The organism is Enterobacter cloacae complex sp. IR5402 (assembly GCF_049238125.1).
In the GTDB taxonomy this organism is placed as follows: Bacteria; Pseudomonadota; Gammaproteobacteria; order Enterobacterales; family Enterobacteriaceae; genus Enterobacter; species Enterobacter hormaechei_C.
In genome coordinates this window covers 1-11,740 of sequence record NZ_JBMKHO010000008.1, presented here as the reverse complement: position 1 = coordinate 11,740, position 11,740 = coordinate 1, and the positions used below count along the sequence as shown (strand labels likewise).

Here is an 11,740-nt window from a genome sequence, read left to right as displayed (position 1 = left end):
CCGTGAAGAGGGGATTTTTTCTTTTGAAGAACAAGAACTCATTACCATGCAGAAGAAATCAATATATGTCGCCTATACCGGCGGTACCATCGGTATGCAGCGCTCAGAAAATGGCTATATCCCGGTTTCCGGCCACTTGCAGCGCCAGCTGGCGCTGATGCCTGAATTTCACCGTCCGGAAATGCCGGACTTTACCATCCACGAATATGAGCCGCTGATGGACTCCTCCGACATGACGCCGGAAGACTGGCAGCATATTGCGGATGATATTAAAGCCCATTACGACCAGTACGACGGCTTCGTGATCCTTCACGGTACCGACACCATGGCGTTCACCGCCTCGGCGCTCTCCTTCATGCTGGAGAACCTGAGCAAGCCCGTCATCGTGACCGGTTCGCAGATCCCGCTGGCGGAACTGCGTTCAGACGGGCAGATCAACCTGCTTAACTCTCTGTACGTGGCCGCTAATTACCCGATCAACGAGGTAACGCTTTTCTTCAACAACCGACTGTACCGCGGGAACCGTACCACTAAAGCGCACGCCGATGGCTTTGACGCTTTTGCCTCACCTAACCTGCAACCGCTGCTGGAAGCGGGGATCCATATCCGTCGTCTGGGCACGCCGCCCGCACCAAATACCGCAGGCGAACTGATCGTTCACCCGATCACCCCGCAGCCGATCGGCGTGGTGACGATTTATCCGGGTATTTCCGCCGACGTGGTGCGCAACTTCCTGCGCCAGCCGGTGAAGGCGCTGATCCTGCGCTCCTATGGTGTGGGTAACGCCCCGCAGAACGGTGAGTTCCTGAAAGAGCTTCAGGAGGCGAGCGATCGCGGGATTGTGGTGGTCAACCTCACCCAGTGTATGTCCGGCAAGGTCAATATGGGCGGCTACGCCACCGGTAATGCTCTGGCTCACGCAGGCGTGATAAGTGGTTTCGATATGACCGTTGAGGCAACGCTGACTAAACTTCACTATTTACTGAGTCAGGATCTGGATATTGATTCCATTCGCCGCGCCATGATGCAAAACCTGCGCGGTGAACTGACGCCGGACGAATAAGGAGATCCCATGAAGCAACGCGCCCTGTTACTGGTCGATTTGCAAAATGATTTCTGTGCGGGTGGTGCGCTGGCCGTCGCGGAAGGCGACAGCACCGTAGACGTCGCGAATTCGCTGATTGCGTGGTGTAAAGCTCGTGGTGAAGCGGTGGTGGCGAGTCAGGACTGGCATCCGGCAAACCACGGCAGCTTTGCCAGCCAGCACAACGTTGAGCCTTACAGCCAGGGCGATCTGGACGGGCTGGCGCAAACCTTCTGGCCCGATCACTGCGTGCAGCAGACGGAGGGCGCTGAGCTGCATCCGCTGCTGAACCAGAAGGCCATCGACGCGGTGTTCCACAAAGGTGAAAACCCAATCATCGACAGCTACAGCGCGTTCTTTGATAACGGTCACCGCCAGAAGACGGCGCTGGACGCGTGGTTACGCCACCATGAGATCACCGAGCTGATTGTGCTGGGCCTGGCGACGGATTACTGCGTGAAGTTCACCGTGCTGGATGCGCTCCAGTTGGGCTATACCGTGAATGTCATCACCGACGGCTGTCGCGGGGTAAATATTCAGCCGCAGGACAGCGCTCAGGCGTTTATGGATATGGCAGCAGAAGGCGCAACGCTGTATACGCTGGCTGACTGGATGGAGACGCAGGCGTAAGCTTTTTAGCCGGGTGACGGCTTAGCCTTACCCGGCCTACTTTCTCTGGTTTTGTAGGCCGGGTAAGCGTCAGCGCCACCCGGCATTTCTTCCCCAATCCCCATAAAGTGAACTCCCTCGCATCACAAGCGAAACGGCGATGCTATTCTCTTCAGGCTGTTTTTTCGCCACGCCTTTTCTGTGGCGTGGTTATTTTTATTCAGTCAAAGAGGAACTTATATGAAACGTTTGCCCTTGCTGGCAGCATTACCCTTGCTTTGCGCGTCACTGGCTTCCGCCGCGCCCCTGATGTCCGTGGGCTACTTCAATGGGGGTGGCGATGTTACCGCCGGACCGGGTGGCGATATTCATAAACTCGACGTCCGCCAGATCACCCACCTCAACTACTCGTTTGGTCTGGTCTATAACAACGAGAAAGACGAAACCAACGCCGCGCTGAAAGATCCGGCAAAACTGCATCAAATCTGGTTATCACCCAAGGTGGCATCCGATCTGGCGTTACTTCCTCAGCTTCGTAAACAAAACCCGAACCTGAAAGTCCTGCTTTCCGTTGGCGGCTGGGGCGCGCGAGGATTTTCTGGCGCAGCGGCAACCAAAGAGAGTCGCGCGGTGTTTATTCGCTCCGCGCAGGAGATCGTCAGTAAATACGGCCTGGACGGGATCGACCTGGACTGGGAATATCCGGTCAACGGCGCGTGGGGACTTGTCGAAAGCACCCCTGCCGACCGGGATAATTTCACCGCGCTGTTAAAAGAGATGCGTGACGCGTTTGGTAAGAAAAAGCTGGTCACGATTGCGGTGGGCGCGAATGCGGAAAGTCCGAAAAGCTGGGTGGATGTGAAAGCCATTGCCCCCCTGCTTGATTACATCAACCTGATGACCTACGACATGGCGTACGGTACTCAGTATTTTAACGCGAATCTGTATGACTCCAGCGACTGGCCAACGGTAGCTGCCGCAGACAAATACAGCGTCGAGTTTGTGGTGAATAACTATCTGGCCGCCGGGCTGAAGCCGCAGCAGATGAATCTCGGAATTGGTTTCTATGGGCGCGTGCCGAAACGTGCCGTAGAGCCAGGGATCGACTGGAGCAAACCAGACGCGCAAAACAATCCGGTGACGCAGCCCTACTTCGGGCCGCAGGAACTGAGCCTGTTCAAATCGCTTGGCTATGATCTGACCAAAGATACCTATGTGAAATACAACGATATCGTCCGCAAGCTGCTGAACGATCCGCAAAAACGCTTTACCGAGCACTGGGACGAACAGGCGAAGGTGCCGTGGCTGTCGGTGAAATCCGCCGACGGGAAGGCGCTGTTTGCGATTTCCTATGAGAACCCGCGCTCCGTGGCGATCAAAGCGGATTACATCAAGGAGAAAGGACTTGCCGGCGCCATGTTCTGGGAGTATGGGGCTGACGACGAAAACCAGCTCGCGAAACAGCTGGCGGAGTCGCTTGGGATCCCGCATCAGTAGTAAGACAATCAAGCCCTCTCCCTTTGGGAGAGGGTTGGGTGAGGGCATAAACCCGCACCGTTATTGCATTTTCATCGTCGCAATCGGCTTCGGCGTGATGCCGAAGTCTTCTTTCAACTCGCGCTTGCTTTTCATCACCATCTGACCGTTAGTGTCGATGGTCATGTGCTGGGCGTCGGTATTGTGACGCGCCTGCCACAGCATCACCAGCTGCAAGCTGTTCTCTTTTTGCTCAGGTGTGAGCGCCACACCGTCCGGCCATTTTCCCAGCTCAACGGCCGTCACCAGACGCTGATAAACCTCCGGGGTCATACCTGCAATCATGTCATCAATATTCATGATCTCTCCCTTTCAAAGGAATAATTTGCTGAATCGTTTTTTCAACCCTTGGTCTGGTCGCCGTTTTCATCATCGGTAAAGCTCATGGAAGCCGAATTTACGCAGAAACGCTCCCCCGTCGGCTGCGGGCCATCCGGGAAGACATGCCCGAGATGGGCGTCGCAGTTCCCGCAACGAATTTCGGTGCGCACCATGCCGTGCGAGGTGTCCGTCAGGTAGCGGATCGCATCATCGCTGACAGGCTCGTAAAAACTCGGCCAGCCGCAGCCAGAATCGTACTTCGTCTGGGAGTTAAACAGCGGTGCATCACACACCAGGCAGTGGTAGACGCCTTCCCGTTTATTGTGCAGCAAACGCCCGGAAAACGGCGGTTCTGTGCCGTGATTTTGCGTCACGTAAAACTGCATCTCTGTAAGGTTTTTTTTCAAATCGTCGGGGTTACGTTGGTTCGACATATGCTTACATCTCGCTGTTGAAACAGACATCTTTTAACCCAGATTCTAACAAAACATTAACACCCGCGCGTGCACTTTTGTTCTAAACTTATGTGTCGCGAAAAGGCGGTCAGGCAATTGTGATCAATTTCACATTTTAATCCTGCGAGGCCTTTAAAATTCCGGGCGCAGCCCCCATGTGGTTGCTAGCTCAAAGGGAAAGTGAGGCGAGTCAGTCGCACAAACGTTAGTCACAGGATTGATTTGTCGCAATGATTGACACGATTCCGCTTGACGCTGCGTAAGGTTTTTGTAATTTTACAGGCAACCTTTTATTCACTAACAAATAGCTGGTGGAATATATGACTATCAAAGTAGGTATCAACGGTTTTGGCCGTATCGGCCGTATTGTTTTCCGTGCTGCTCAGGAACGTTCTGACATCGAAATCGTTGGTATCAACGATCTCCTGGACGCTGAATACATGGCGTACATGCTGAAGTACGACTCAACTCACGGTCGTTTCGACGGCACCGTTGAAGTGAAAGACGGCCACCTGGTTGTTAACGGCAAAACCATCCGCGTTACTGCTGAGAAAGACCCAGCTAACCTGAAATGGAACGAAATCGGTGTTGACGTTGTAGCTGAAGCTACCGGTATCTTCCTGACCGACGAAACTGCACGTAAACACATCACTGCGGGTGCGAAGAAAGTTGTTCTGACTGGTCCTTCCAAAGACAACACCCCAATGTTCGTTCGCGGTGCAAACTTTGAAACTTACGCTGGCCAGGACATCGTTTCCAACGCATCCTGCACCACCAACTGCCTGGCACCGCTGGCTAAAGTTATCAACGACAACTTCGGCATCATCGAAGGTCTGATGACTACCGTTCACGCAACCACCGCTACTCAGAAAACCGTTGATGGCCCGTCTCACAAAGACTGGCGCGGCGGCCGTGGCGCGGCTCAGAACATCATCCCATCTTCTACCGGTGCTGCTAAAGCAGTAGGTAAAGTACTGCCAGAACTGAATGGCAAACTGACTGGTATGGCGTTCCGCGTTCCAACTCCTAACGTATCCGTTGTTGACCTGACCGTTCGTCTGGAAAAAGCTGCTTCTTATGAAGAAATTAAGAAAGCAATCAAAGCTGCTTCCGAAGGCCCAATGAAAGGCGTTCTGGGTTACACCGAAGACGACGTTGTATCTACCGATTTCAACGGCGAAGTGTGCACTTCCGTGTTCGATGCTAAAGCAGGTATCGCACTGAACGACAACTTCGTGAAACTGGTTTCCTGGTACGACAACGAAACTGGCTACTCTAACAAAGTACTGGACCTGATCGCTCACATCTCCAAATAAGTTGAGATGAGTGCTTGATCCTAAAAGGCGACTTCGGTCGCCTTTTTTATTGTTTTTAGACAGAGGATTGCTTAATGATTAATAAAATTTTTGCACTTCCGGTAGTCGAACAACTTACCCCTGTGCTCTCCCGCCGTCAGATTGACGGTGCCGATATCATCGTCGTTGATCATCCGCGCGTTAAAGCCTCCGTCGCGCTCAACGGCGCCCACCTGCTCTCCTGGAAACCAGAAGGTGAAGAAGAAGGCCTGTGGCTAAGCGAGGCCACCTCGTTCAAAAGAGGGGCGGCGATCCGCGGCGGCGTACCGATTTGCTGGCCATGGTTTGGCCCGTCAGCGCAGCAGGGATTACCGTCTCACGGTTTCGCCCGTAACCAGCAGTGGACGCTGAAAGCCCACAACGAAGATGAAAACGGCGCGGTGTTGACCTTTGAGCTCCAGGCGAATGATGAAACGCGCGCCCTGTGGCCACATGAATTCACCCTGTATGCCCGCTTCAAGCTGGGTAAAACCTGCGAGATTGAACTGGAAGCGCACGGCGAATTCGAAACAACGTCCGCCCTGCACACCTATTTCAACGTAGGCGACATTCAGGCCGTTAAGGTGAGCGGACTTGGCGATACCTTTATCGACAAAGTGGATAACGCGAAAGAAGGCAAGCTGGACGACGGCGTGCAGACTTTCCCGGATCGTACCGACCGCGTATACCTGCACCCGGAAGCCTGTAGCGTCATCCACGACAGCGCGCTGAACCGCGGTATTGATGTGGTTCATCACCACCACAGCAACGTAGTGGGCTGGAACCCGGGCCCTGCCCTTTCCGTCAGCATGGCGGATATCCCGGATGACGGTTACAAGACCTTCGTCTGCGTGGAAACCGCGTGCGTGACCGCGCCGCAGAAAACCAGCGAAGAAAAACCGTCCCGCTTAGGCCAGACGATCAAGATTGTGAAGCGCTAATATTGTTCAGGCATCATAAAAAACAAACGGGGCGCAAGCGCCCCGTTTTAATGCATTACGTTCTGGTCAGAACTTGTAGGTCACACCTACAGAGAAGATGCCAGACCAGGACTTGTCGACCATCGGGCTGTCTTTCACTTCATCGCTCAGACGAATGTAACGGCCAGTACCGTACACATTCCAGTCACCGAGGAAGTTATACGATGCGGTGAGTTCCAGGTACGGGTCCCAGCCATCATCCGCGCTGTAGCTATTCAAACCACTGCGGCGAGACTCCGCTTTAGACACGCCATAGTAGTAGTCGTTGTAATTTTCGCTGCTGTACTGCACACCGATACCCGGCGTCAGCGTCACTGCGCCGTTGGTATAGCGGTAAAGCCACGCCAGATCCCAGATGAAGCCGTTGCTGTTGTCCAGGGTATCGCCCGCCAGCGCAGTGCGCAGGAAGCCATACTCGGTATTATGGACGTAAGAAAGCCCCGCCATCAGTGAGCTTCTGCGTTTGTCCAGTTGACGAAGCGCATTGCTGTCGCTGTCGCCTGGTTTAAAGTGCGTTGGGTCGTAATAGGCCATGATGGAGAGCTTATCGGCCGTATCGTTCCACAGATAGTAGCCGCCGCCCAACCCACGGAACCAGAAGTTATCGCCTTCATAGGTGACAACGGGGACAGGATAAACGTCGCGGTCATACTGCTTGTACGGGCTGTTAATCACGCCAGCACCCGCGCCAACAGTCCACTGGCTCTCAGCCTGTACGGTGCTCGCTGCGGTAGCGGCAAGGATGCCCAATGCCAGAAGTTTGAGTTTGGTCACAATCCATTCTTTCCTGTAGTCAAATAATCAGCGGGTGAAGTGTAACCGCCATTCCCGTACATCCCAAAATTTTTTGCGCACTAATCCGTTTGATTAACCCGTTATTTTTCATTTTTCAGATGACATCCCGCTTTCATTTATGTGACCGATAAATGAAAAACCCGCTTTTCGCTTATAACCGCAGTGGAAATTTTTGGATGAGTTATTGATATGTCATTGAAAGTAGATTTTATCCGTATGCAAGTTTTGCAATTGCCATCTACGCTTTAATTTAAGAAGAGGTTTTGCTGAACACCCTGCGGTTCATAGCCTTCGACCTGGCACACAGGTTGCTGCTCTGGCAGTGAGGTGCGAAAAATTCTCTTCCGGGAGCCTCCACTACTCATACGAACGGCTCTTATCCTGTGCTAAAAAACGAAAGGACGGCATGCCATGAATATATTCGATCACTATCGCCAGCGCTACGAAGCTGCCAAGGACGAAGAGTTCACACTGCAGGAGTTTCTTACCATTTGTCGGCAAGATCGCAGTGCCTATGCCAATGCGGCAGAACGGCTATTGATGGCTATTGGTGAGCCAAACATGGTTGATACTGCCCTGGAGCCACGGCTTTCCCGTCTCTTTTCGAATCGGGTGGTCGCCCGATACCCGGCGTTTGAAGAGTTCTATGGCATGGAAGATGCCATTGAGCAGATCGTCTCCTACCTGAAGCATGCCGCTCAGGGGCTGGAAGAGAAGAAGCAGATCCTTTACCTGCTGGGTCCTGTCGGTGGGGGTAAATCCTCCCTGGCTGAACGGCTGAAAGCGCTGATGCAGCGCGTGCCGATCTATGTGCTGAGCGCCAACGGCGAGCGCAGCCCGGTCAATGACCATCCGCTGTGCCTGTTTAATCCGCAAGAGGATGCGCAAATTCTGGAAAAAGAGTTTGGCATTCCGCATCGCTATCTCGGTACGATCATGTCGCCGTGGGCGGCAAAACGTCTGCACGAGTTTGGCGGGGACATCACCAAATTCCGCGTCGTGAAAGTGTGGCCGTCTATCCTCGAGCAGATCGCCATTGCCAAAACAGAACCCGGTGACGAGAACAACCAGGATATCTCGGCGCTGGTGGGTAAAGTCGATATCCGTAAGCTGGAGCATCACGCGCAAAACGACCCAGATGCCTACGGCTATTCCGGTGCGCTGTGCCGTGCCAACCAGGGGATTATGGAATTCGTCGAGATGTTTAAAGCACCGATCAAAGTGCTGCATCCGCTGCTGACCGCCACCCAGGAGGGGAACTACAACGGGACGGAAGGTATTTCCGCCCTGCCGTTTAACGGGATTATCCTTGCCCACTCTAACGAATCTGAATGGGTGACCTTCCGTAACAACAAAAACAATGAGGCGTTCCTTGACCGTGTGTACATCGTCAAAGTGCCTTATTGCCTGCGGATCTCCGAGGAGATCAAGATTTACGAAAAATTGCTCAACCACAGTGAGCTGGTCCATGCCCCTTGCGCACCGGGAACGCTGGAAACGCTGTCGCGCTTCTCGATCCTGTCGCGCCTGAAGGAGCCGGAAAACTCCAGCATCTACTCAAAAATGCGCGTGTATGACGGGGAAAGCCTGAAGGATACTGACCCGAAAGCGAAATCGTACCAGGAATACCGCGATTACGCCGGGGTCGACGAAGGGATGAACGGTCTGTCGACGCGTTTCGCGTTTAAGATCCTCTCCCGCGTCTTTAACTTCGACCACGCGGAGGTGGCCGCCAACCCGGTACATCTGTTCTACGTGCTGGAACAGCAAATTGAACGTGAACAGTTCCCACAGGAGCAGGCTGAACGCTACCTGGAGTTCCTGAAAGGCTACCTGATCCCGAAATACGCCGAGTTCATTGGCAAAGAGATCCAGACCGCCTATCTGGAATCCTATTCCGAATACGGCCAGAACATCTTCGACCGGTACGTCACTTACGCTGACTTCTGGATCCAGGATCAGGAGTATCGCGACCCGGATACCGGCCAGCTGTTTGACCGTGAATCCCTGAACGCGGAACTTGAAAAAATCGAGAAACCAGCCGGGATCAGCAACCCGAAAGACTTCCGAAACGAGATTGTGAACTTCGTGCTGCGCGCCAGAGCGCATAACAACGGCCGCAATCCGAACTGGACCAGCTACGAAAAACTGCGCACCGTTATAGAGAAGAAAATGTTCTCTAACACGGAAGAGCTGTTGCCGGTTATCTCGTTCAACGCCAAAACCTCAACCGACGAGCAGAAAAAGCACGACGATTTTGTCGACCGTATGATGGAAAAAGGCTATACGCGCAAACAGGTCCGCCTGCTTTGTGAATGGTATCTGCGCGTGCGTAAATCGTCTTAAAACAAGTGCCCGGTAACGCGCTTACCGGGCCAACAAAATGTCCGGCACTTACGGACGCTGCAAGTTGGCAAATGCAGTACGGGGGATATATGACCTGGTTTATTGACCGGCGTCTTAACGGCAAAAACAAGAGCACGGTGAATCGCCAGCGCTTCTTGCGCCGTTATAAAGCGCAAATTAAACAGTCGATCTCCGAGGCCATCAACAAACGCTCGGTGACCGACGTCGACAGCGGCGAATCCGTCTCCATCCCCAACGATGACATCAGCGAACCGATGTTTCATCAGGGGCGTGGCGGCCTTCGCCATCGTGTACACCCAGGTAATGACCACTTCGTCCAGAATGACAGAATCGAGCGTCCCCAAGGCGGAGGCGGCGGTTCTGGCAGCGGTCAGGGGCAAGCCAGCCAGGACGGAGAAGGCCAGGATGAGTTTGTCTTCCAGATTTCAAAAGACGAATATCTCGATCTGCTGTTTGAGGATCTGGCCCTGCCGAATCTGAGAAAGAATCAGCACCGTCAACTCAACGAATACAAAACCCATCGTGCGGGCTATACCGCAAATGGGGTGCCCGCCAACATCAGCGTGGTGCGTTCACTGCAAAACTCGCTGGCGCGACGCACGGCGATGACGGCAGGCAAACGGCGCGAACTGCGCGAGCTGGAAACCAGCCTGAAAGTAGTAGAAAACACGGAACCGGCGCAACTGCTGGAAGAGGAGCGCCTGCGAAAAGAGATTGCCGAACTGCGGGCGAAGATCGACCGGGTGCCGTTTATCGACACGTTCGACCTGCGCTACAAGAACTACGAAAAACGCCCTGAGCCTTCCAGCCAGGCGGTGATGTTCTGCCTGATGGACGTGTCAGGTTCAATGGATCAGGCCACCAAGGATATGGCTAAGCGTTTTTATATTCTGCTCTATTTGTTCCTGAGCAGAACGTATAAGAACGTGGAGGTGGTCTACATCCGCCATCACACTCAGGCGAAAGAGGTGGATGAACATGAGTTCTTCTACTCGCAGGAGACCGGTGGCACCATCGTGTCGAGCGCCCTGAAGCTGATGGATGAGGTAGTGAAGGAGCGCTACGATCCGGCGCAGTGGAACATCTACGCCGCGCAGGCATCGGATGGCGATAACTGGGCGGATGACTCGCCGCTGTGTCATGAAATTCTGGCGAAGAAGATCCTGCCGGTGGTGCGTTACTACAGCTACATTGAAATTACCCGTCGCGCCCACCAGACGCTATGGCGTGAGTATGAGCATCTGCAAGAGATGTTTGATAACTTTGCGATGCAGCACATTCGTGACCAGGATGACATCTATCCGGTCTTCCGGGAACTGTTCCAGAAGCAGAGTTCTACAACTTCCAATTAATTGTTATTAATCAGCCAGTTAACCATGTTTTTCTGGCTGATTTTATTGCATTTTCATTCGCTTAGCTTTTATTTTGGGGAATGCGATTTTGAGGAAGTGATAATGCAAAACTTCCTTTGAGCTTTAAGGATGGTCATCATGCGATGGAGGAAAAATCCTATCGTGCCGACCAAAACCACACAAAAAAACCAGCCGCTTATGGCTGGTTATTCGTCAGTGAAGCCTGGGGAAATTTATCTATATTGCGGGGCAATCATCATCTAATGCACGATTGATGAAGAATGTCACCCTACCCAGCACTTCAATCTGCTCCAGCGCTGCACCTTCTATCGCCTCTCCATCATCAGTTATGAGCGCCCTGCCCATCAGCTTGGCAAATTGTGTGTGGCCATCGCAAAGAATTAACAACACATCTCCAGGTGTCTTTTTCGTTGCTGGCTCTATGACCGCAAACCCCACATCCGTTTCAAGCACCCTACTATCAACCCCCATATTGCAAAGAATTGCTGGGGTTAGTCGGCGCTCAATGTAGTCTGTTGCTGGTGAAGGAAATCCCATTAGAGAACTCTCCCCATGTTACGCAGGATCCAGTATCTGTTATCACTGCCGTCAGTTGTCTTATCTGCAAAACCGGGTTGATAGCGTTCTATCCATGTGTTTGCTTCTGCACGGCTGAAGTGCCAGTTAAACCCCCGCAGCTTTTTGATGAAGCTGTCTGTTCGTAGATAGCGGTACCCTTTTGGGTTAACCTCTATTGCCGCGATAAAAGCGGCATTTATGTCTGCTGTGCGTGGCATCATTACCTCACAAAAATGTCGCGGTAGGGATACCCGTTACCGGGTACCCCCCGCACAGATCCCGGCGTGCGCTATTCACGCACCGGGCTCCTGCCTTGGGTGTCTGGCGG

The 11,740-nt window shown here is 53.2% G+C and carries 12 protein-coding genes; 7 read left to right on the top strand and 5 right to left on the bottom strand.

Annotated elements, in window-relative coordinates:
- The first annotated feature begins 46 nt into the window (after positions 1-46).
- From ansA to ACOTXL_RS14545, 3 genes are all read left to right on the top strand, one after another.
- Positions 47-1,063, top strand: a complete 1,017-nt coding sequence (gene ansA / locus ACOTXL_RS14555; protein ID WP_023303507.1) for an asparaginase — start codon at positions 47-49, stop codon at positions 1,061-1,063.
- 9 nt (positions 1,064-1,072) lie between these two features.
- Positions 1,073-1,714: a bifunctional nicotinamidase/pyrazinamidase gene (pncA, locus tag ACOTXL_RS14550; protein ID WP_023324477.1), complete on the top strand. Its 642-nt coding sequence runs from the start codon at positions 1,073-1,075 to the stop codon at positions 1,712-1,714.
- Positions 1,715-1,933: 219 nt separating this feature from the next.
- Positions 1,934-3,190: a glycoside hydrolase family 18 protein gene (locus tag ACOTXL_RS14545; RefSeq protein ID WP_023324476.1), complete on the top strand. Its 1,257-nt coding sequence runs from the start codon at positions 1,934-1,936 to the stop codon at positions 3,188-3,190.
- Between the two features lie 60 nt (positions 3,191-3,250).
- On the opposite strand, the gene ACOTXL_RS14540 is transcribed toward ACOTXL_RS14545, so the two are convergent.
- Entirely contained in the window at positions 3,251-3,529 is a 279-nt protein-coding gene (locus ACOTXL_RS14540; protein WP_003857863.1) for a YeaC family protein, read from the bottom strand.
- A 41-nt stretch (positions 3,530-3,570) separates the two neighbouring features.
- Positions 3,571-3,984, bottom strand: coding sequence for a peptide-methionine (R)-S-oxide reductase MsrB (gene msrB, locus ACOTXL_RS14535; protein WP_003857865.1), 414 nt, complete (start codon positions 3,982-3,984; stop codon positions 3,571-3,573).
- 341 nt (positions 3,985-4,325) lie between these two features.
- Here msrB and gapA point away from each other — a divergent pair, with 341 nt between their 5' ends.
- Complete coding sequence (gapA, locus tag ACOTXL_RS14530) at positions 4,326-5,321, top strand: glyceraldehyde-3-phosphate dehydrogenase (protein ID WP_023324475.1); 996 nt, start codon at positions 4,326-4,328, stop codon at positions 5,319-5,321.
- Positions 5,322-5,395: 74 nt separating this feature from the next.
- Positions 5,396-6,280 (top strand): D-hexose-6-phosphate mutarotase, encoded by an 885-nt coding sequence (locus tag ACOTXL_RS14525; protein WP_023324474.1) that lies wholly within the window; start codon positions 5,396-5,398, stop codon positions 6,278-6,280.
- Between the two features lie 66 nt (positions 6,281-6,346).
- Here ACOTXL_RS14525 and ACOTXL_RS14520 read toward each other — a convergent pair whose 3' ends face one another.
- Positions 6,347-7,093 carry a MipA/OmpV family protein gene (locus ACOTXL_RS14520; protein WP_022650867.1) on the bottom strand — a complete coding sequence of 249 codons (747 nt, stop codon included), beginning with the start codon at positions 7,091-7,093 and terminating at the stop codon, positions 6,347-6,349.
- 432 nt (positions 7,094-7,525) lie between these two features.
- On the opposite strand from ACOTXL_RS14520, the gene yeaG reads away from it, so the two are divergent.
- Together yeaG and ACOTXL_RS14510 are read left to right on the top strand one after the other, a co-directional pair.
- Entirely contained in the window at positions 7,526-9,460 is a 1,935-nt protein-coding gene (gene yeaG / locus ACOTXL_RS14515) for a protein kinase YeaG (protein WP_006809140.1), read from the top strand.
- A gap of 89 nt (positions 9,461-9,549) precedes the next feature.
- On the top strand, positions 9,550-10,833 hold the full coding sequence (locus tag ACOTXL_RS14510; protein ID WP_045350494.1) for a YeaH/YhbH family protein: 1,284 nt from the start codon (positions 9,550-9,552) through the stop codon (positions 10,831-10,833).
- Between the two features lie 237 nt (positions 10,834-11,070).
- Here the strand turns inward: ACOTXL_RS14510 and ACOTXL_RS14505 are convergent, their stop codons facing one another.
- Both ACOTXL_RS14505 and ACOTXL_RS14500 read right to left on the bottom strand, forming a co-directional pair.
- Positions 11,071-11,391 carry a hypothetical protein gene (locus ACOTXL_RS14505; protein ID WP_032634435.1) on the bottom strand — a complete coding sequence of 107 codons (321 nt, stop codon included), beginning with the start codon at positions 11,389-11,391 and terminating at the stop codon, positions 11,071-11,073.
- Positions 11,391-11,630 carry a hypothetical protein gene (locus ACOTXL_RS14500; RefSeq protein WP_032634437.1) on the bottom strand — a complete coding sequence of 80 codons (240 nt, stop codon included), beginning with the start codon at positions 11,628-11,630 and terminating at the stop codon, positions 11,391-11,393. The genes ACOTXL_RS14505 and ACOTXL_RS14500 overlap by 1 nt, the downstream gene beginning before the upstream one ends.
- Positions 11,631-11,740: the final 110 nt, after the last annotated feature.